The 20222-nt window shown below is 68.9% G+C and carries 20 protein-coding genes; 4 read left to right on the top strand and 16 right to left on the bottom strand.

What is annotated here, in order from left to right; all coding sequences use genetic code 11:
* Positions 1 to 72 precede the first annotated feature (72 nt).
* Positions 73 to 783, bottom strand: a complete 711-nt coding sequence (locus tag ACOAMO_RS07240) for a rhomboid family intramembrane serine protease (protein ID WP_420176910.1) — start codon at positions 781 to 783, stop codon at positions 73 to 75.
* Between the two features lie 99 nt (positions 784 to 882).
* Between ACOAMO_RS07240 and ACOAMO_RS07235 the strand changes: the two genes are divergently transcribed.
* Positions 883 to 1884: a phosphotransferase family protein gene (locus ACOAMO_RS07235; protein ID WP_420176909.1), complete on the top strand. Its 1002-nt coding sequence runs from the start codon at positions 883 to 885 to the stop codon at positions 1882 to 1884.
* Positions 1885 to 1890: 6 nt separating this feature from the next.
* Here ACOAMO_RS07235 and ACOAMO_RS07230 read toward each other — a convergent pair whose 3' ends face one another.
* From ACOAMO_RS07230 to ACOAMO_RS07220, 3 genes are all read right to left on the bottom strand, one after another.
* A complete protein-coding gene (locus ACOAMO_RS07230; protein ID WP_420176908.1) occupies positions 1891 to 3564 on the bottom strand; it encodes an FG-GAP-like repeat-containing protein in 1674 nt (557 codons plus the stop codon).
* 174 nt (positions 3565 to 3738) lie between these two features.
* A complete protein-coding gene (locus ACOAMO_RS07225) occupies positions 3739 to 6279 on the bottom strand; it encodes an ATP-dependent Clp protease ATP-binding subunit (protein ID WP_420176907.1) in 2541 nt (846 codons plus the stop codon).
* A 284-nt stretch (positions 6280 to 6563) separates the two neighbouring features.
* Complete coding sequence (locus ACOAMO_RS07220; protein WP_420176906.1) at positions 6564 to 6881, bottom strand: histone-like nucleoid-structuring protein Lsr2; 318 nt, start codon at positions 6879 to 6881, stop codon at positions 6564 to 6566.
* A 114-nt stretch (positions 6882 to 6995) separates the two neighbouring features.
* On the opposite strand from ACOAMO_RS07220, the gene ACOAMO_RS07215 reads away from it, so the two are divergent.
* A complete protein-coding gene (locus tag ACOAMO_RS07215) occupies positions 6996 to 8159 on the top strand; it encodes an NADH-quinone oxidoreductase subunit D (RefSeq protein ID WP_420176905.1) in 1164 nt (387 codons plus the stop codon).
* 108 nt (positions 8160 to 8267) lie between these two features.
* On the opposite strand, the gene ACOAMO_RS07210 is transcribed toward ACOAMO_RS07215, so the two are convergent.
* The 6 genes from ACOAMO_RS07210 to folE form a co-directional block, all read right to left on the bottom strand.
* The gene (locus ACOAMO_RS07210; protein ID WP_420176904.1) at positions 8268 to 8849 is read right to left on the bottom strand and encodes a hypothetical protein; all 582 of its coding nucleotides are present in this window, start codon (positions 8847 to 8849) and stop codon (positions 8268 to 8270) included.
* A gap of 62 nt (positions 8850 to 8911) precedes the next feature.
* Positions 8912 to 9436, bottom strand: coding sequence for a DUF3180 domain-containing protein (locus ACOAMO_RS07205; RefSeq protein WP_420176903.1), 525 nt, complete (start codon positions 9434 to 9436; stop codon positions 8912 to 8914).
* Positions 9433 to 9984: a 2-amino-4-hydroxy-6-hydroxymethyldihydropteridine diphosphokinase gene (folK, locus tag ACOAMO_RS07200; protein ID WP_420176902.1), complete on the bottom strand. Its 552-nt coding sequence runs from the start codon at positions 9982 to 9984 to the stop codon at positions 9433 to 9435. The genes ACOAMO_RS07205 and folK overlap by 4 nt, the downstream gene beginning before the upstream one ends.
* On the bottom strand, positions 9981 to 10343 hold the full coding sequence (folB, locus tag ACOAMO_RS07195) for a dihydroneopterin aldolase (RefSeq protein WP_420176901.1): 363 nt from the start codon (positions 10341 to 10343) through the stop codon (positions 9981 to 9983). Before folB ends, folK begins: the two co-directional genes overlap by 4 nt.
* A 69-nt stretch (positions 10344 to 10412) precedes the next feature.
* Complete coding sequence (folP, locus tag ACOAMO_RS07190; protein WP_420176900.1) at positions 10413 to 11216, bottom strand: dihydropteroate synthase; 804 nt, start codon at positions 11214 to 11216, stop codon at positions 10413 to 10415.
* Positions 11213 to 11818, bottom strand: coding sequence for a GTP cyclohydrolase I FolE (gene folE, locus ACOAMO_RS07185; protein ID WP_420176982.1), 606 nt, complete (start codon positions 11816 to 11818; stop codon positions 11213 to 11215). The genes folP and folE overlap by 4 nt, the downstream gene beginning before the upstream one ends.
* A gap of 99 nt (positions 11819 to 11917) precedes the next feature.
* Between folE and ACOAMO_RS07180 the strand changes: the two genes are divergently transcribed.
* Entirely contained in the window at positions 11918 to 13060 is a 1143-nt protein-coding gene (locus tag ACOAMO_RS07180; RefSeq protein WP_420176899.1) for a cytochrome P450, read from the top strand.
* A 94-nt stretch (positions 13061 to 13154) separates the two neighbouring features.
* On the opposite strand, the gene ftsH is transcribed toward ACOAMO_RS07180, so the two are convergent.
* The 4 genes from ftsH to dacB all read right to left on the bottom strand — a co-directional run bounded on the left by ftsH (position 13155) and on the right by dacB (position 18508).
* Positions 13155 to 15425, bottom strand: coding sequence for an ATP-dependent zinc metalloprotease FtsH (ftsH, locus tag ACOAMO_RS07175; protein WP_420176898.1), 2271 nt, complete (start codon positions 15423 to 15425; stop codon positions 13155 to 13157).
* Between the two features lie 147 nt (positions 15426 to 15572).
* The gene (hpt, locus tag ACOAMO_RS07170; RefSeq protein ID WP_420176897.1) at positions 15573 to 16124 is read right to left on the bottom strand and encodes a hypoxanthine phosphoribosyltransferase; all 552 of its coding nucleotides are present in this window, start codon (positions 16122 to 16124) and stop codon (positions 15573 to 15575) included.
* Between the two features lie 9 nt (positions 16125 to 16133).
* Complete coding sequence (tilS, locus tag ACOAMO_RS07165) at positions 16134 to 17081, bottom strand: tRNA lysidine(34) synthetase TilS (RefSeq protein WP_420176896.1); 948 nt, start codon at positions 17079 to 17081, stop codon at positions 16134 to 16136.
* Positions 17081 to 18508 carry a D-alanyl-D-alanine carboxypeptidase/D-alanyl-D-alanine endopeptidase gene (gene dacB / locus ACOAMO_RS07160; protein WP_420176895.1) on the bottom strand — a complete coding sequence of 476 codons (1428 nt, stop codon included), beginning with the start codon at positions 18506 to 18508 and terminating at the stop codon, positions 17081 to 17083. Before dacB ends, tilS begins: the two co-directional genes overlap by 1 nt.
* Positions 18509 to 18574: 66 nt before the next feature.
* Between dacB and ACOAMO_RS07155 the strand changes: the two genes are divergently transcribed.
* On the top strand, positions 18575 to 19138 hold the full coding sequence (locus ACOAMO_RS07155) for an inorganic diphosphatase (RefSeq protein WP_420176894.1): 564 nt from the start codon (positions 18575 to 18577) through the stop codon (positions 19136 to 19138).
* Between the two features lie 228 nt (positions 19139 to 19366).
* Here the strand turns inward: ACOAMO_RS07155 and crcB are convergent, their stop codons facing one another.
* Both crcB and ACOAMO_RS07145 read right to left on the bottom strand, forming a co-directional pair.
* Positions 19367 to 19741, bottom strand: coding sequence for a fluoride efflux transporter CrcB (crcB, locus tag ACOAMO_RS07150; protein ID WP_420176981.1), 375 nt, complete (start codon positions 19739 to 19741; stop codon positions 19367 to 19369).
* Positions 19741 to 20184 (bottom strand): fluoride efflux transporter FluC, encoded by a 444-nt coding sequence (locus ACOAMO_RS07145; protein ID WP_420176893.1) that lies wholly within the window; start codon positions 20182 to 20184, stop codon positions 19741 to 19743. Before ACOAMO_RS07145 ends, crcB begins: the two co-directional genes overlap by 1 nt.
* Between the last annotated feature and the right edge of the window lie 38 nt (positions 20185 to 20222).

Raw genomic sequence — 20222 nt, 5'->3', positions numbered from 1 at the left:
ACCGATCTCCTGAACCGATGTCCTGAACCGAGGGGCCCAGCAAGGGCCCGGGCCGAGGGCCAGGCCGCAGGCTCAGACCAGCAGGTACTTGGCCAACAGCGCCAGCACCAGCACCGCAAGGACGATCGCAACCCAGGGCCAGGTCCGGTTGGGCAGGCCACGGCGCGTCTGCCGCACCGCGATCATCATCAGCTGGGCAGTGACCAGCCCGGTCAGGAAGCCACCCAGGTGCGCCTGCCAGGCAATGTTCGGCAGGGTGAAGGAGATCACCGCGTTGATCAACAGCACACCCCACATGGAGCGCGACGAGGCCCCGACGTGGCGATACATCGGCAGCAGCGCTCCGAACAGGCCGAAGACCGCCCCGGAGGCACCCACCACACCGTTGAACCAGCTGGTGCCCATCGGGTTGGCCAGCGACGGGGGCATGGCCAGCAGCACGTATCCGACGCTGCCGCCCAGCGCGCTGAGCAGGTACAGGGCCGAGAAACGTGCCCGTCCCAGCGCCAATTCCATCCAGCGACCGACCGACCACAGCGCGAACATGTTGAAGGCGATGTGCATCGGGGTGAGGGCGTGGGCGAAGGCCGAGGTGATCAAGCGCCAGGGCTGCTCGCGGCCCAGGGCGGGGCTGAGAGCCACCTGCTCGTAGAAGCCGGGCAGGGTCCATTCCGCCAGCCAGACCGCCACGCAGAGCGCGATGATGCTGTAGGTGATCACCGCCAGCTGGGGGCGCCGGGGACGCTGCTGCTGGGGGGAGGCAGAGGGCCACTGCTCGTTCATCCCCTCACCCTAGGTAGGCCATCCCAAGAGTTTGCTGTGGAATCACCCCGGGGCCGCCGCGCCGCTAGGGTGGGCCGAACACCATCAGCCAGGAGGATCGTGCCCAAGCCACCACAGGCCCGTCAGGACGGCGGGCGCAGCATCGACGAGGCGACCCTGCGTCGCATGCTGCAGCACGCCTACGGGGCGGAGCTGGCACCCACCGGTGACGCCTTCGCGAGCCCCTTGGTGCACGGTTGGGGCAACACGCTCTACCGGGCGCGGCTGTCCAATGGGCAGGACGTGGTGCTCAAGATCGCTCCCCCGCCCGAGCGGCCGACGCTCACCCATGAGCGCGACATGATGCGGGCAGAGGTGGAGGCGCTGCTGATGATCGCCGAGCACACCAATGTGCCCGTGCCGAGCATGCACCACCACGACGACACCCACGAGGTGCTCGATGCCGAATGGTTCGCGATGTCCTGGCTGGGCGAGACCACCCTGGAGGACGCCGCACCTCGGTTGACGGCCCAGCAGTTCAGCCAGCTGCAACGCAGCGTCGGGGCCTGCAACCGCGAACTCAACACCATCACCGGCGACGGCTTCGGGCGCTTCCTGCAGCCCACCATGGCGTCCTGGCACGACGCCTTCAGCGGCATCTTCGAGGATGCCCTGGCCGACGGACAGCGCCTCGGGGTGGATCTGGGTGTCTCGTACGAGTTCGTGCACCACGTCTTCCTGGAGCACTCGGCCGTGCTCGATGCGGTGCAGGAACCGGTCTTCTGCGAATGGGACCTGTGGCCCAGTGACGTGGTGGTCGCCGACGGCCAGGTGACCGGGCTGATCGACCACGAACGGGCCTTCTGGGGCGATCCCCTGATGGAGGCGATCTTCGCCGGTTGCACCGTGCCGGGGCTGGGTGACCCCGGGGAACTGTTGCGCGGCTACGGGCGCGGACCGCTCGACGAGTCCGAGCGGGCCCGTCGTCTGCTCTACGACCTGTTCCTGTTCCTGGTGCGCGCCATCATCCCGGCCAGCCGGGGCACCAGCGACGCGGCGGGCGACCACCATGCCCGCCAGCAGCTCGCGGCCGCCATCGAGCGGCTCCGCGAGCTGGGTTGAGCCTGCTCAGGCGAACAGGCGGAAGGCGCCGAAGCGCATCCCGGCCTTGATCCCGGCCGACCAGCCGGTGCCCTGGTTCAGGTAGGTGTACAGCTCGTTGTCGGGGTTGCGGCCCACCATGTCGAGCCGGCCGTCGCCATTCACGTCGCCCACGACGAAGAGCTGCGTCCACCCCTGCCAGCCCTGGCCGATGCGTCGGGAGGACTTGATGCGGGCATCCGCACCCGAGTAGTAGGCCCACAGCGTGCCGTCATTGCGCACCGCGACGATGTCGTCGTACTTGTCGCCGTTGAGCGACCCGACGCCCACCAGGTGCTTCATGCTCCCCCAGCCGGTTCCGATGCGTCCGGCGGCGCTCATCGAGCTGACGCCCAGGTTGTAGCGCAGCAGGTCGCCGTCCTTGGCGCGGGCCACCAGGTCACGTGTGCCGTCGGCATTCATGTCACCGACCATGGTCATCAGGTCGAGCCCAGACCAGCCGTGCCCGACGCGGATCCCGGCCCGGAAGGCCCCCACCCCCTGGGAGTGGTAGAGCCACATGGTGCCGTCGGAGCGACGACCCATCAGGTCGCTGCGGCCGTCCTTGTTCACGTCCCCGGCCAGCGAGATCCAGTCGAAGGCACCCCAACCGCGCCCGATCTTCCAGCCATGCCCGATCGTGCCGTTGGAGCGCATCTTGTAGAGGTACAGCTCGCCCTGGTCGTTGACCGCCAGGATGTCGGCCACCCGGTCACCGGTCTGGTCCCCGGCCACCCCGGTGGCGGGAGCGGCGGTGGTGAACTCGACCGGCTGGTTGACCGTCTTGCTGCCACCGGCCAGCAGGTTCATGGTGACGGCGAAGTTGCCGCTGTAGTGGGTCCCCGGACGCAGCGCATCGCGCGGCACCATCGCGGCACCCGCCTCGCGATAACCGGCTGCCGGCAGGGTGCAGACCTCCACCGTGGCCCCGTCCGCCTTGAGGGTGCCGGTGGCGGAGGTCACCGCGCCGTAGGTGCCGTAGTCGAAGGAGGCGCTGATCGGGGTTCCCGTGCCGGCGCAGCCATAGCCCGAGACCCACGGAGCCTGGTTGCGCAGCGTGGCGAAGTTGTTGCCGGTGGGGTAGCTGCGCGGATAACCCTTCGGGTTCTCGCCGGTGTAACGCATCACGAAGGTGCGCACGTCGGCATGCCCACCAAAACCGATGGTGGTGGCCGTCTCCTCCAGCACCATCGCGTCGCGCAGGTAGGGATCGCTGAGCATGCCGTCCACGGCCGCGCGCAGCGTGGTCACCCCGATCACCTCGGCATAGGGGGCGATCTCGGCGCCGCTGGCGGTCCAGCCCGGCAGCGACTCGTCCTCGCTGTAGTAGTCGGCAACCCCCGGATTGAGCGAGACGTAGCGGGCGTGGTTGTCCAGCGCCGAGCTGGCGGCGGTGTCCAGGGTGAGCGCCGCGACGCCATAGCGGGCGCGCTCGGCGTTGATCCGGGCCAAGGCCGCCGCCGGGGTGATGTCCGTGGTGGCCTGGGCCTGCACCATGCCGGTGCGCTTCATCCCGACCGAGAGTCGCTCGCTGCGCGCAGGGCTCTGCCGGGGATCGACGTCCTCGGTCGGTTGGGCGCCAGCAGGCAGGCAGGGACCGGCCACCAGGCCGATGGACATGACTGCGGCCAGGGCCGCGCGGCGAACGGTGCCACGAGACATGGCGAGCTCCTTCATCGTGATGCTCCCCCGAGCATGCCCCAGTCTGCACCACCCGCACCTCTGGTCGCCGCAGCGACCCCCGGGCAAGGAGCCGCAAATGCCCGTCCCTGCAGGAAAAGGCACGAGGGCGGGAGACCTTTCGGTTCCCGCCCTCGTGCCAGTCCAGCGACTGGTTCAGTCGGCCTGCTGCTCGCCCTGCTCGCCCTCACCGCTGGCGGTGCCGGCGGTCAGGTCGGCGGGCGGGGCGTCGGGCAGTGCGGCGCGCTGCGTCCCCTCGAAGGAGAAGGGCAGCTCGGAGCCCTCCGGTGCCACGTCCACCAGGACGATGTCGCCGGCGGACAGCTCGCCGTACAGGATCTTCTCGGCCAGCACGTCCTCGATGTCGCGCTGCAGGGCGCGACGCAGCGGTCGCGCGCCCAGCAGCGGATCGAAGCCGCGCTTGGCGATCAGCGTCTTGGCGGCAGGGGTCAGCTCGATGCCCATGTCCTTGTCCTTCAGACGGCCCTCGATCTGGGCCACCATCAGGTCGACGATGCGCTCGATGTCGCTCTGCGTCAGCTGGTGGAAGACCACCACCTCGTCGACGCGGTTCAGGAATTCCGGACGGAAGTGCTGCTTGAGCTCGTCGGAGACCTTCGCCTTCATCTTCTCGTAGCTGGAGGCCTCGTCACCCTGGCGGTTGAAGCCCAGGCTGACGGCCTTCGAGATGTCACGCGAACCAAGGTTGGTGGTCATCACGATGACGGTGTTCTTGAAGTCCACCACGCGGCCCTGGGCGTCGGTCAGTCGACCCTCGTCCAGGATCTGCAGCAGCGAGTTGAAGATGTCCGGGTGGGCCTTCTCGATCTCGTCGAACAGGATCACGCTGAAGGGCTTGCGGCGCACCTTCTCGGTGAGCTGGCCACCCTCCTCGTAACCGACGTAGCCGGGAGGCGAACCGAACATGCGGCTGGCGGTGTGCTTCTCCGAGTACTCACTCATGTCGAGCGTGATCAGGGCATCCTCGTCGCCGAACAGGAATTCGGTCAGTGCCTTGGTCAGCTCGGTCTTGCCGACGCCCGAGGGGCCGGCGAAGATGAACGAACCCGAGGGACGCTTGGGATCCTTCAGGCCGGCACGGGTACGACGGATCGAACGCGAGAGCGCCTTGACCGCGTCCTCCTGGCCGATGTAGCGCTTGCCGAGCTCGGCCTCCATCTGCAGCAGACGGCTGGACTCCTCCTCGGTCAGCTTGAAGACCGGGATGCCGGTGGAGCTGGACAGCACCTCGGCGATCTCCTCCTCGCCCACGATGGCGGGCGCCTCGGAGTCACCGTTCTTCCACTCCTCCTCCTTCTCGGCACGCTCGGCGAGCAGCTTCTTCTCGTCGTCGCGCAGCGAGGCGGCACGCTCGAAGTCCTGGCCGTCGATCGCGGCCTCCTTCTCCAGGCGCACGGCGGCGATCTTCTCGTCGAACTCGCGCAGGTCCGGCGGCGCAGTCATCCGCTGGATGCGCATCCGGGCACCGGCCTCGTCGATCAGGTCGATGGCCTTGTCGGGCAGGAAGCGATCCTGGATGTAGCGCGAAGCCAGGTTGGCGGCGGCCGAGAGGGCCTCGTCGGTGATGGTGATGCGGTGGTGCGCCTCGTAGCGGTCACGCAGCCCCTTGAGGATGTCGATGGCCAGGCCGATGCTGGGCTCGGCCACCTGGATCGGCTGGAAACGACGCTCCAGCGCGGCATCCTTCTCGATGTGCTTGCGGTACTCGTCGAGCGTGGTGGCACCGATCGTCTGCAGCTCGCCACGGGCCAGCATCGGCTTGAGGATGCTCGCGGCATCGATGGCGCCCTCCGCGGCACCCGCACCCACCAGAGTGTGGATCTCGTCGATGAACAGCATGATGTCGCCGCGGTTCTTGATCTCCTTGAGCACCTTCTTCAGGCGCTCCTCGAAGTCGCCGCGGTAGCGCGATCCGGCCACCAGCGCACCCAGATCGAGGGTGTAGATCTGCTTGTCGCGCAGGGTCTCGGGCACGTCGCCGCGCACGATGGACTGGGCCAGGCCCTCCACCACGGCGGTCTTGCCGACGCCCGGCTCACCGATCAGCACCGGGTTGTTCTTGGTGCGACGGCTGAGCACCACCATGACGCGCTCGATCTCCTTCTCGCGCCCGATGACCGGGTCGAGCTTGGCGTCACGAGCCGCCTGGGTGAGATTGCGGCCGAACTGGTCGAGCACCGTGGCCGAGCTGGGGGCGGGGCCGACGTCGGGGGCGCCCGCGGTGGCCGCCTCCTTCCCCTGACCGCCCGAGAGCAGCTGCAGCACGGTGTTGCGGACCCGATTGAGGTCGGCACCCAGCTTGATGAGCACCTGGGCGGCGACGCCCTCGCCCTCGCGCACCAGCCCGAGCAGGATGTGCTCGGTGCCGATGTAGGAATGGTTCATCTGGAGCGCCTCGCGCAGGCTGAGCTCCAGCACCTTCTTGGCACGCGGGGTGAAGGGGATGTGGCCCGTCGGCACGGTCTGGCCGTGGCCGATGATCTCCTCGACCTCGGAGCGCACGGCCTCAAGGGAGATGCCCATCTGCTCCAGGGCCTTCGCCGCGACACCCTCACCCTCGTGGATCAGGCCCAGCAGGATGTGCTCGGTGCCGATGTAGTTGTGGTTAAGCATCTTGGCTTCGTCCTGGGCGAGCACGACGACGCGCCGCGCTCGGTCCGTGAACCGCTCAAACATTGGACTCCTCACTACGGACCCCGGGAGGGTCCGGATTGCGCAACGCCCACGCCGGTGGGTCCGGCTGCGTTGCAGATGCGTCAAGTCTAGTAACTCCCACGGGGCGCCAAGTGTTCCCGCGAGCCGGGACCAGTTCGCTCGCGGCTCAACACCCAGACAGCCCGCCGGTGCGCGTGGATCGGCCCCGGCATGGCGGCAGGGGCCGGGCAATCACCCGGCCCCTGCCGTCATCGATGCCCAGCACGCCTGGAACATCACGCGTCGGATCCCGACGCGGCGAATCGTCAGGCGTTCGCCTTCTCGTAGGCCTCGCGAATCTCGGCCGGGACACGACCGCGGGAACTCACCTGCATTCCCTGCGCGATGGCCCAGGCACGAATGTCATTGGCGGCCGAGCCCTTGGCCTTCTTGCCGGTGGAGCGACGTCCACCCACGCGACGGGCGTGTCCGGTCCATTCAGCCATCTGGTTGCGCAGCTTGGAGGCATTCTCCTCGCTCAGGTCGATCTCGTAGGAGACGCCATCCAGGGCAAAGGAAATCGTCTCGACGGCCTCCGAGCCATCGACGTCGTCCTCAAGAACGATGTGCACACGCTGGGCCATCGGTATTCCTTTCGTAGCGGTTACACAGGAAATATAGCCGCCTTTCACCGAGCCGCAAAGAATGAAACAAAATGACCCGGAATAGCAGCGGACCGAGTTCGCTAGGATCGAGTGGTGACACAGATCCTGGAACTCAGCATTGGCTCGCTCGGCCGTGACTGGCAATCATCCGACGGTTCCGCCGAACGGATGCATCTTGATCTGGGACCCGACCACCCCTCCCGCACCGGCCTGCTGCTGGCACGGCTCGAGGCCGACGACGGCGTGGTGACCCAGGCCCGCATCCAGCCCGGCTTCAACCACCGCAGCGCCGAGAAACTCTTCGAGGTGCGCGACTACCGCCAGGTGCTGATGCTGGCCGACCGCCACGACTGGCACTCCCCCTTCACCGGTGAACTGGGCGCCGCCATGGTCTGCGAACAGCTGATGGGCCTGGTTCCCCCGCGGCGGGCCGTCTGGCTGCGCACCCTGCTGGCCGAACAGGCCCGCATCGCAAGCCACCTGTCACACCTGTCCTTCGTCGCCCACCACACCAATGACGAGCCCTTGGCCCAGCGCATCAGGAGCTTGCGTGAGCGGGGCCGGGAACTGGTCCTGGAGGCCAGCGGCAATCGGGTCCATCCCATGCTCAACCGTCTTGGAGGGCTGGCAACCGACCTTGACAACACCCTTGTGGAGGGAATTCGGGAATGGGCGGCGGCCAGCACCGACTGCGCGGACGACATTGCCCGCTGCGTGACCGATCACGAATTGGGCAGGGCGATGGCCACCACGAATCGCTCATTGTGTGAAGATCATGGCCTGTCAGGCCCGGTGGCGCGCGCCTGTGGACTGGATTGGGACCTGCGTCGCCGCAACCCGCATCTGGCCTATGCAGACCTGCAGGAGATATTGGCGCAAGGCAATGCCGCCGAATTTCACGATGGGGACGCCTTCAGCCGTTTCCTGGCGCTGACTGGCGAAATCGCCACCAGTTTCCGACTCATCGACGCCATCGCCGGACAATTGCCCAGCATCGACGGCCCGATCGACACCAAGTTGTCCAAGATCATCAAGCTGCCCGAGGCCGAGGCCTATCTGGCGCTGGAGGCCCCGTGGGGCATGGCCGGCTTCTGGCTCGTCTCGCGTGCCGATCGGACCCCGTGGCGATTGAAGTTGCGCACCCCCAGCTTCGCGAACGTGCAGGCGCTGCAGGTGGCACTGCAGGGCTGTGCCCTCACCGACCTGGCGGTGGCCTTCGCCTCATTGGGCTGGACCTCCGGAGACCTCGACAAGTAGCAGGGCTCGTCGAAGAGCGGGACTCGACAAGCAGCCGACAACGACGAACCGCCGCTCCCCAGGGGGCGGCGGTTCGTCGGTTCGGTGGGGCAGGCTGCCCGGGCCGTCTCAGGCGCGGCGGCGCTGCTTGCCCACGGGGTAGACCAGCGGCAGACCGGACAGGTCGATGGCGGCACCTCGGGTGGCCTTGCCGCGACGCGGCAGGTTCATCACCTGCTCCGCCTCGTCCGCGGCTGCGGCCAGCTCCTTCTCGAGGTCGCTGACGATCTTGTTCAGCGCCGAGATGCGCGTCTGCTTGGCCTCGGCGTCCAGGCTCACCGCAGCCACCTCGCTTCGCAGCCGCTCCAGCTCGGCCTTGTGACCGGCGATCTCGCGGCGGTAGGCGTCCTGGCGCTCACTGAAACGCTCGATGGCCTTCATCATCTCGGTGTGGTGCGCGGCGGCGGCGGCACGCGACTGCTCCCGCAGCGCGCGGACCTCGGCCAGGTGCTCGGCGACCATCTGGTCCATCTGGCGCCAGGTGAGCAGCACCGAGGCGAAGGCCGTCAGCAGTGCGACGACGAGCCCCACCCGCACCAGCCACACCGGGCCGATGCTGCAGGCGAGCGCCGCCACGGTCCCCACGCACAGGATGGTGAGGGTCTTGGATCGGGGATTGGGGGTCTTCCGGGAAGTTGCGATGGCAGCCACGCGCAGAGTCTATGCCGACTGCCCCATCGAGCGGGCACGGCGCGCGACGGCCGACGAAATCCTCACGCCGTCGGCTGGTCGTCCTCGTCCTGCGTCTCGTCCGGACCGTCGTCGACGATGCAGGCCCGCTCGAGCCGATGCCCGGCCCAGCCGAAGACCGCACCGGCCAGGATCGTCCACAGGCCGCGCAGCACCCGCATCCGCGGTGCCGGCACGTCCCACGATCCGACATTGGCCAGCACGTAGACGACGTGGCCGCCCGCCATGATCGCGCCGGTCATCAGCATGGTCTTGCCCAGCACCAGGGCCCGGACCCCCGCTTCGGGGCTCAGGCTGCCGCGGGCCAGCTCCACCTGGCGGCGCAGCACCACGGAGTAGACCAGCGCGGCGATGCCCAGCGCGCCGAGCACCAGCGGCAGGCTCCACGGCAGCACCGGCACCGCAGAGCCGAGCGCCTGCATCGTGCCGATGATGAACCAGCCCACCACCATGCCCGCCAGCACCGAGGTGGCTGTCTGGCGGCCGGTGGTGGGCCGGAGGTCTCCCGGATCCAGTTCGGGAGACCCGGACGGGCTGGGGGTGCTCACGGAAGCTCGACGACCTCGTCACTCTTGACGACGCCCGAGACGTCCACCTGCTTGACCAGTTCGTCGATGCGTCCGACGCCGGTCAGCTCGCCGTCGGGATCGATCTCGAGCCACGGCACCAGCACGAAGGCGCGCTCGTGGGCGCGCGGGTGCGGCAGGACCAGCTCGGGCTTGTCGCTGGTGCGTCGGCCGAAGGTGATCAGGTCGATGTCGATGGTGCGCGGGCCGCCGGGGACGTCGCGGGTGCGCCCCAGGCCGGCCTCGATGGCGTGGGCCCGGTCGAGCAGGATCGACGGCTCGATCACGGTCTCGGCCACCAGCACCAGGTTCAGGAAGTCGGGCTGGTCCTGCACGCTGCCCACCGGCTTGGTGACGTACACGCTCGACAGCTCGACGGGAATCAGGTCGGGGGTGTCGGCCAGGGCGTTGATGGCGCTCTGCAGCAGCTCGGCGCTGTTGCCCTGGTTGGAGCCCAGGCTGAAGACGACCTTGGAGATCGGCTTCAGGTTGCCCAGGGTGTCCACGTCGGGGACGAAGGGATTGCTCATGCTCTGCTCCTGGTGATCGTCACCGAGACATCGGTGAAGGTGAGGCCCATCGGGGCATGGGGTTTGTGAACGCAGACCTCGGCGACTCGAACGCGAGGTTCGGCGAGGCAGCGATCGGCGATCCGTCCGGCGAGCGTCTCGATCAGGTCGACCGGCTCGCCGGTGATGATCGCGACGACGTCGGTGGAGATCACCGAGTAGTCGACGGTGTCGGCCAGGTCATCGGTCTGCGTCTCGATCTGCAGACCGAGCCTGAGGTCGACGACGAACTGCTGCCCGTCGCGTCGCTCCTGGTCGTAGACCCCATGGAATCCAGTGGCGGCAAGACCGCGGACGGCGATCCAGTCCAGATCCTGCACGGTGCCTCCTTGGGGTGGGATTTCCAACAGTTACAGACAGACAGTACCGGAGCGCCGGGGCGCCCCTGATCAGCCCTCCGCCAATTTGGCGAAGACCCGGGTGATGTCTGCATTGTCGGCCACCTCATGGGTCCGCACCGCCCAGATCCCTTGCTGGGCACACAAAGCGGTGATCGCCTGGGTGGCGGAATCTCGGCCGACGGGCTCGCGTCCCGGCAGCAGATCGCCCAGGAATCGCTTGCGACTGACCCCCACCAACTGCCGGTAACCGAGTTCCTCCACCCGGTCCAGGTGGCGCAGCAGCTCCCAGTTCTGCTCCACGGTCTTGGAGAATCCCAGGCCGATGTCACTGATCAGCCGCTGGGGTTCGATGCCCCCGGCGAGACAGGCCTCGAGCCGTTCGACGAGCTCGGCCAGCACCTCGGTGACCACGTCGTCGTAGTGGGCATTGGTGTCGCCGGTGCCCAGGTAACCGCGCCAGTGCATGCAGACGTAGTCGACGTCCAGGCCCGCGACGGTGGGGATCATGGCCTCGTCGGCCAGGCCACCCGAGACGTCGTTGATGATCTTGGCACCCGCCCTGGCGCTGGCCAGCGCCACCTCGGCACGCATGGTGTCGACGCTGACCACGGCGCCGTCGGCCGCCAGGGTCTCCACGACGGGCACGACGCGGGCCAGTTCCTCCTGGGGGCTGGGCCGTACTGCCCCGGGCCGGGTGGACTCGCCGCCGACGTCCAGGATGTCGGCTCCTTGGGCCAGCAGCTGCCGGGCATGCTCGATGGCCTGCTGCGGCGTGGCCCACTTCCCGCCGTCGCTGAAGGAGTCGGGCGTCACGTTGACCACGCCCATCACCAGGGTGCGCGGCCGGCTCATCGGGCACCCCCCATGATCAGGCTCATCGCCTCGGCCCGGGTGGCGGGTTCACGCAGGTAGCCACGCACCGCGCTGGTGACGGTCTTGGCCCCGGGCTTGCGAACGCCGCGCATGGTCATGCACAGGTGTTCACACTCGATGACCACGATCACACCGCGCGCCCCCAGGTGGTCGACCAGTGCGTCGGCGATCTGGGTGGTGAGCCGCTCCTGCACCTGCGGGCGCTTGGCGTACAGGTCCACCAACCGGGCCAGCTTGCTCAGGCCCGTCACGCGGCCATTGCGAGCCGGGATGTAACCCACGTGGGCCACACCGGTGAAGGGCACCAGATGGTGTTCGCACATGCTCCACAACTCGATGTCACGCACCAGCACCATCTCGTCGTGGCTGACGTCGAAGGTGGTGGCGAGCAGCTCGGCCGGGTCCTGGCCCAGGCCGGCGAAGAGCTCGGCATAGCTGCGGGCCACCCTGCCCGGCGTCTCCTGCAGCCCTTCGCGGTCTGGATCCTCCCCGATGGCGTACAGGATCTCTCGCACTGCCGCGGCAATCCGTTCCTGGTCCACCTGGTGTGCTGCGGCCGGCAGCGCGTTGGCGTCTGGCATCTGGGTCACCGCCCCATCCTAGGCGCAGCCGGTGCGACGCAGGGTCGACGACCACCCGGCCCTCTGGCCCGCCCCACGACCCGCCGCTAGCGTGGGGACATGAGCACTCATGCCGATCCCCGAACCGAGTACGACCACCAGCTGAATTCCGGATGCCCCGTGCAACGGCAGGCCGACGGCAGCTGGCTGGTGACCGGTCATGCCGAGGCGGTGGCCGCGGCCACCGATCCCGAGGCCTTCTCCAGTGCCGTCTCGCGTTTCCTGCAGGTTCCCAACGGGCTCGACGGTGACGAGCACACCCGCTACCGACGGGTGGTCGACTCCTTCATGACCAGCCAGCAGGTGGACGACCTGCAGGAGGACTGCCAGCGCATCGCCGACCAGGTCGTCGAGGGCCTGCCCCGCGGCCAGCGCCTGGACATCGTGGCCGATCTGGGGGCACCCTTCGCCGTGAAGACACAGTGCCACTGGTTGGGCTGGCCCTCCCGCGTCGAACCGCTCCTGGTGGCCTGGATGGCCGACAACCAGCGTGCCACCGCGGCACGTGACGATGCCGCACTGGCCGAGGTGGCCGAGCGCTTCGACGCCATCGTGCGCGAACAGGTGGCGGCCCGTCGCAGCGGCGAGCATCCCGATGACGTCACCGGACAGCTGGCCCGCGCCACGGTGGAGACCGCCGATGGCGGTCAGCAGCCCCTTGACGACGCCGAGGTCGTCTCGATCCTGCGCAACTGGACCGCTGGCGACCTGGGTTCCCTGGCCATCTGCCTGGGAGTGCTGGTGCACTCGCTGGCCGTCACGCCCGAGCTCCAGCAGGAGCTGCGTGGGATGGCCGCGGACCTTCCCGCCCGACGCGACGACTTCGACCGCGCCATCGACGAGCTGCTGCGCATCGACGACCCCTTCCTGTCCAACCGACGCGTCACCACGCGCGACGTGGAGCTGGGCGGCCAGCAGCTTGCCGCCGGGGAACGCGTGGTCCTGGCATGGACCGGCGCAAACCGCGATCGACGTGTCTTCCCGGATCCCGACCGCTACGACCCCCAGGGGCATGCGGCACGGAACCTGGTCTACGGCATCGGCCCGCACGTGTGCCCCGGACGTGCCCTGGCCACCATGGAGTTGCGGGTGGCGCTGGCTGCACTGTTGCGGAAGACCACGAGCATCACGCTCGACGGGACCGGAGCTCGCAACCAGGCCCCCTTGGGCGGCTGGGCCGAGGTGCCCGTCATCTTGGCCTGACCCTGCTGCTGGCGCCAATCTCCCGCTGCTGCGGGACATGACGAGGGCCCCGATCCACACCGGGTGGATCGGGGCCCTCGTCGACTGTCCTGTCTCAGCCCTGCGGCGGGCGACCCCACGGGCTGCTGCCGGAACCCTCCTGCGGCGGCTGTGGCGGCTGCGGGTCCTGGCCGGGCAGGCCTGGCGTGGTGCCGGGGCCGGTGGCCGGGGGTTGGCTGGGCCAGCCGTCGGGCTTGGCGCTCCACGGGTCCTCGGCCGGAGGCTGGGGTGCCGGCTGGGGCGCCGCATCCCACGGGTCGGGGGCCGGGGGCATCGGGTGGGGCTGACCGGGCGGCGCCCAGTCACCCGGGGCCTGCCAGCCCTGGCCCGGCTCCGCGACGGGGCCGGTGTTGCCGGGAGGCAGCTCGGTGCCGCCGGCCGGGACCGACTCGTCATCCTGGGGCTTGGGGCGTTCGGGCATGGGCACCGGCGGGATGTCGGAGGGGATGCGCTGGTCCGACCCGGTCCAGGCACCACGCTCGGGACGTCGGCGCAGCGCCTCGAAGATGTCGGCCACCTGGGCCTTGTCCAGGGTCTCGTGCTCCAACAGCTGGCGCACCAGCTCGTCGAGCACGTCGCGGTTCTCCTTGAGGCAGTCGAAGGCCTCCTGGTGGGCGGCCATGATCAGCTTGCTGACCTCCTCGTCCACCACCGCGGCGGTGATGTCGGAGTAGCCACGGCTGGGCTGCGCACCGCTCATGCCCAGGAAGGGCTCGGTGTCTCCCCCACCCAGTTGGACGGCGCCCAGGCGTTCGGTCATGCCGTACTGGGTGACCATCGCGCGGGCCACCTTGGTGGCCTTCTCGATGTCATTGCTGGCACCGGTGGACGGGTCGTGGAAGATCAGTTCCTCGGCGGCGCGACCGCCCAGCATGTAGGCCATCTGGTCGAGCAGCTGACCGCGGGTCTGGGAGTACTTGTCCTCGTCGGGCATCACCATGGTGTAACCCAGGGCGCGGCCGCGCGGCAGGATCGTGATCTTCTGCACGGGGTCGGTGCCGGGCATCGCCGCGGCCACCAGGGCATGTCCACCCTCGTGGTAGGCGGTCACCAGCAGCTCGTGGTCGTTCATCAGGCGGGTCTTCTTCTGCGGTCCGGCGATGACGCGGTCGATGGCCTCGCCCAGCTCGTCATTGCCGATCACCGGCAGGTTCAGCCGCGCGGTCAGCAGCGCAGCCTCGTTGAGCACATTGGCCAGGTCCGCACCGGTGAAGCCGGGCGTGCGTCGCGCGATCGACTCCAGGTCGACGTCGGGGGCCATCGGCTTGCCCTCGGCGTGGACGCGCAGGATCTGGGCGCGCCCCTTCAGATCGGGGGCCTCCACCGGGATCTGGCGGTCGAAGCGGCCGGGACGCAGCAGCGCCGGGTCCAGCACGTCGGGACGGTTGGTGGCGGCGATCAGGATGACATTGGTGGTGGAGTCGAAGCCGTCCATCTCCACCAGCAGCTGGTTCAGGGTCTGCTCACGCTCGTCGTGGCCGCCGCCCATGCCGGCACCACGGTGCCGACCGACGGCGTCGATCTCGTCGATGAAGATGATCGCCGGGCTGGCCTCCTTGGCCTGCTCGAACAGGTCGCGCACTCGGCTGGCGCCGACACCGACGAACATCTCGACGAAGTCCGAGCCCGAGATGGAGAAGAAGGGCACGCCGGCCTCGCCCGCGACGGCGCGCGCCAGCAGGGTCTTGCCGGTGCCGGGAGGGCCGTAGAGCAGCACGCCCTTGGGGATCTTGGCGCCGACGCGCTGGAACTTGGCGGGTTCGGCCAGGAACTCGCGGATCTCGTCCAGTTCCTCGATCGCCTCCTGACAGCCGGCGACGTCGGCGAAGGTGTTCTTGGGGGTGTCCTTGCTGGCCACCTTGGCCTTGCTCTTGCCGAAGCCCATCACGCCGCGGGCGCCACCGCCGCCCTGCACCATGTTCATCACGAAGAAGAACAGCAGGATCATCAACAGGAAGGGCAGCCCGGTGTAGAGCAGGCTCGTCAGGACGCCGGGACGCGGGTTCTCGCCGCGCCACTCCTCCAGCGTCTTGGCGGCCACGCGCTTGTCGAGCAGGGCGACGATGTCGTCGTTCTGGCTCGAGGTCCAGGTGGACAGGTAGGTGCGCGACTCGTCCTTCATCACGATCTTGATGGACTGGTCACCGTCGTTGACCACCACTTGGCGGATCGGTTCCGAGCCGGCCAGCACTGCCATCGCCTTGCTGGTGGAGACCTTCTCACTGCCTGAGGCAGAGTTCACCAGCTGGACGGCGCCCAGCACGAAGATGATGACGAGCAAGACCCACAACAAGGGGTTGCGGGTGAGCTTCTGGAACTTGTTCATTGACTACCTGACGATGGACGACGGAGCATCCTGCACCCTACCAGCGCGCAGAAGCAGCCCCCGGAAAGCCTTTCGGGCCCCTGGGGCAGCAGTTCTCCCAGAGGCCCGAGGCGATCCTTGCCCGGCGTCGGCTGTAGACGTGCAGCGTCAGCTGTAGACGTGCGGGGCCAGGGTGCCCACGTCACGCAGGTTGCGGTACTTGCCGGCATAGTCCAGGCCGTATCCGACGACGAACTCGTTGGGGATGTCGAAGCCGACGTACTTCACGTCCACCGGCGCGGTCATGGCCTCGGGCTTGCGGAACATGGCCGCCACCTCGATGCTGGCGGGCTCGCGGCTCTTGAGGTTCTGCACCAGGTAGCTCAGCGTCAGGCCGGTGTCGACGATGTCCTCGACGATCAGCACGTGCTTGCCGGAGATGTCGGTGGTGAGGTCCTTGAGGATCCGCACCACACCGGAGCTCTTGGTGCCGGAGCCGTAGGAGCTGATGGCCATCCAGTCCATGGTGCAGTGGCTGTTCATGGCCCGCGACAGGTCGCTCATCACCATGATCGCCCCGTTGAGCACCCCCACCAGGAGCACGTCCCGGTCGGCATAGTCGGCGTCGATCTGCTGCGCCATCTCGTTGATTCGCTGCTGCACCTGGTCTGCGGTGTAGAGCACTCGGGTCAGGTCATCGGAAATCTGGGCTGCATCCACCCGGCCACACTATCCAGCCGAGCCGTCATCAACCACCAGCAGGCCGTCCACTCGACGTGCCCGGTGCCCACCGGGGAGGCTCACGCCGGACTGTCCGCGCCAGTGCTCCACCAGCCCCAGCACGCTGCGCACGTGCCCGTGCTCGGGTGAGGGCACGCGCTGGGCCAGCCAGTGGTGCACCACCCGGCCCTGCAGGGCCGGATGCAGGGCGGCCAGGCCGGCCACGTCCAGCCCCTCGTCGCGCTGCACCCGGGCCAGGGCCTGCTCGGTGAGTTGGCCCAGCAGCTCCTGGTCGCGCTGCAGCAGTCCGGCGGTGCGCGCCAGCGCCGCGTGCACACCGGGCCCCAGCACGTCGTCGAGCAGGGGCAACAGGTCCTTGCGCACCCGGACCCGCAGGTAGCTCGGGTCGTCATTCATGGGATCGTCCCAGACCGTGATGCCCCAGTCGCGGCACGCCTGCCGGGTGGTGGCGCGACGCAGACCCAGCAGCGGCCGCACGAAGGGGCCGCGACGAGCCGCCATGCCCTGCAGTGACGCGGCACCCGAGCCACGCGCCAGCCCCAGCAGCACCGACTCGGCCTGGTCGTCCAGCGTGTGGGCCAGCAGCACGGGGTGCCCGTCGGCGGCCAGCGCGGCCAGCCGGGCTTCGCGGGCCGCCGCCTCCAGACCTTCGCCGCGCGGTTGCACCTGCACCTTCTCGACGCGGCAGGCCAGCCCCAATCCGGCCACGGACTCCCGCACCGACTGGGCCACCTGGGCCGATGCCGGTTGCAGGCCGTGGTCGACCACCACCGCGGTGGTGCGCTCCGGAGCCAGGTGCGCCAGCGCGGCCGCCAGCGCCATCGAGTCGGCACCGCCGGAGACCCCCACCACCAGCGGACCGTCCAGCTCGGTCAGCCACGGCCGGGTGGCCTGCACCAGCGACAACTGGCTGGGCGTGAGTGCACGTCGGGCCATCAGCAGTCGCAGGTGGCGATGGTGGTGCTCATCTGGTCGAGCCAGCTGCGCACATTCCATTCCTGGGTGGGGTTGTTGGCCAGCAGGGCGAAGACGACGGGATTGCCGGAGCGGGTACGGGTGAACCCGGCCAGCGTCGAGACCTTGCTCAACGTGCCGGTCTTGGCATTGACCACGCCCCTGCCGGCCTCGGACTCGGGGGTGTGGAAGCGCATGGTGAGGGTGCCCGAGACGCCAGCCACCGGCATGCCCTCCAACAGCGGCGCCAGCTTGGGCGTGGTGGCGGCCTTGTGCAGCACCCCGGCCAGCAGCTGCGCCGAGAGGGCATTGGAGCGGCTCAGCCCCGACCCGTCGGCGATCTTGGGCTCCGGGCTGCCGGGTGCCAGCGCCAGGGCCCGTTCCTGCACGCCCTTGGCCCCGCCGGCGAAGCTCGCGCCATGGCCGGTGGCCAGGCCGACGTGGCGCAGCAGCACCTCGGCGGCGGCATTGTCGGAGTGCACCAGCACCTCCTGCACGATCGAGGACAAGGGCAGGGACTGCACGCTGGCCAGCGGCCTGGCGTGGGCATTGGCCGCGGCACTGGCCGGCTTGCCCTTGACGGTGATCCCCTGGGCCTTGAGCTGGGCGGCGAAGACGGTGGCGGCGGCCACCGCGGGCGTGCGGCTTGGCTCCTCCTTCTGCGAGGGCCTGCCCTTGTCGATCCACAGCGACGAGACGGTGGTGACCTGGTCGTGGTAGCCCTCGGGCCAGCTGGGATGCCAGGCCGGCCCGGTGAACAGCTTGTCGTCATAGCCCAGGGTGACGGTGGTGACGTCCTGCTTCTTCAGCGCCGCGGCGGTGCGGGCGGCCAGTTCCGCGGAGGTCTGGGGCTCGGAATGCCCCTTGGCATGCTTGGAGGCCAGGAAGGGGTCGCCGCCCCCCACCAGGATGATGCGCTCAGGCGAGGCCTGCACCACCGAGGTGGAGAAGCGCTTGTGCGGGCCCAGCACGTCGAGCGCCGCTGCACAGGTGAGGATCTTCAGCGTCGAGGCCGGCACCAGGTTCTGGGTGGAGCGGCTCTGCCACAGCGTCTCGCCGCTCGCCGCGTCGAGGACCATCCCCGCGGTGGTTCCCACGTCCTCGGCCGGTACTGCCGCCAGGGCCGTCGTCAAGGCCTTGCCGTCCAGCGGGGTCGAACTGGGGGCGGGGGTGGCCGGGCCGATCACGCCGCCCTTGCCCTGCTGCGAGGCGGGGCTGCTCGGATCGTCGAAGAGGGGGGGTGAGACGGTGGGCGAACCGCCATCCACCCACAGCCCCGTCGCATACAGGGCGGGGCGCCACCAGATGGCTGCGGCCACGCTCACCAGGGCCACTGCCAAGGCCAGCGCCACCAGCGCGAACAGGCCCGACCCGTTTCGCGGATCAGCACGACGTTGCACGGGGCTCACGGTCCTGTCTTGTTTGACGGTATCCTTCGGAATGTTCAGGTGCCCCAATCATAGAGAGAGCTCAACGTGTCAGATGAATTCGTGAAGCCGACCCTCACCAAGCTGCCCCCTGGAGTGACCTTCGACGTCACCATCGAGATCCCCAAGGGCACCAAGAACAAGTATGAGATGGATCACAACACGGGTCGCATCCGTCTGGACCGCACGCTGTTCACCTCCACCCAGTACCCCTACGACTACGGCTTCGTCGAGGGCACCCTGGGTGAGGACGGCGATCCCCTGGACGCCATGGTGATCGGCGACGAGCCCACCTTCCCGGGTTGCCTGATCGAGTGCCGCGCCATCGCGATGTTCCGCATGACCGACGAGATGGGCGGCGACGACAAGCTGCTGTGCATCCCGACGGCAGACCTGCGCCGCAACCACCTGAACGACATCAACGACGTTCCGGAGTACATGCTGCTCGAGATCGAGCACTTCTTCACGGTCTACAAGGACCTGGAGCCCGGCAAGTCGGTGGAGGGCGCAACGTGGACCGGCCGCGCCAACGCCGAGGCCGAGGTTCACGCCTCGTTCGAGCGTGCCAAGGGCACTGCCTACGAGCACCACACCGTCTTCGTCTCCCACTGAGACCAGGGCGCCCTAGGCGCCCCATGACGCAAGGCACACTTCGCAACGGCGCGAGGTCAAGCACCGTCGGCCCCCGGGGCCACGTCGAAGTGCTGCTGAACAGGGAAGGGCCCGCTTGGGAGCGGGCCCTTCTGCATGCCCGGGCACGGCGCGTGTCCTCCAGGTGTCCTGACGGCCCGGCCGGGCCAACAACAGGCCAACCCTTGGTGAATTGCTGCCCCCGGCAGCTCAGGCCCCGGTGGCTCCCCAGACCAGCCCGAAACAGACGGCGGCGGCCACCAGACAGCAGCAGATCCCACCCAGCAAATGGGCCAGGGCCGCCAACACCCGCCCCGCGCGCGCCAGCTCCACCACCTCCAGGCTCGCCGTGGAGAAGGTGGTGAAGCCGCCACAGAAGCCGGTGCCCCACACCAGCAGCAGGCCGGGCGAGGCCGCGCCACGCACCGTCAGCGCGGTCAACGCCCCCAGCAGCGCCGAGCCGAGCACATTCACCAGCACTGTCCCCAGCGGCAGCCCACCCCCGAAGCGGGCCCGCAGCTGCTGGTCGACGACGAAACGCCCCACCGCGCCGACCCCGCCGGCAAGCCCCATCAGCAACGGCATCACCGGTGCTCTCCCCTGCCACGCTCGGCCACCAGCACACCGCAACAGGCCAGCACGGCCCCACCCAGCAGGCTCGTGCCCAGGTAACCCAGCGCCGTGGCCCACTGGGCCTGCCGGGCCAGCAGGACCAGCTCGACGGCCAGCGCCGACATCGTGGTGAAGGAGCCCAGGAAACCGGTGCCGAGCAGCAGGCGGACCACGCGTCGGCCTGCCTCGTCGGGGCCACTGCGACGCAGCGCAGCCAGCAACCAGCCCAAGCAGAAGGCCCCCGTCAGGTTCACCAGCAGCGTCGCGAGCGGCCACCCAGCCAGGGCGGGAAGCCATCGGCCCACCGCCCATCGCGCCAGCGTCCCAGCCATGCCGCCCAACAAGACCGCGGCCAGCGCCACGGGCTGTCGGTGGACCGCAACCGCCGGCTCGCCCGCTGCGCTGTGGTGGATCATCGGCGTCCTTCTTGGGAGGTGGGGCGCGGGGTGAGAGA

The sequence above is a fragment of the Luteococcus struthionis genome (assembly GCF_048595755.1).
GTDB lineage: Bacteria > Actinomycetota > Actinomycetes > Propionibacteriales > Propionibacteriaceae > Luteococcus.
The sequence above is the reverse complement of the archived record's forward strand: the minus strand, read 5'-3'. Positions and strand labels throughout refer to the sequence as shown.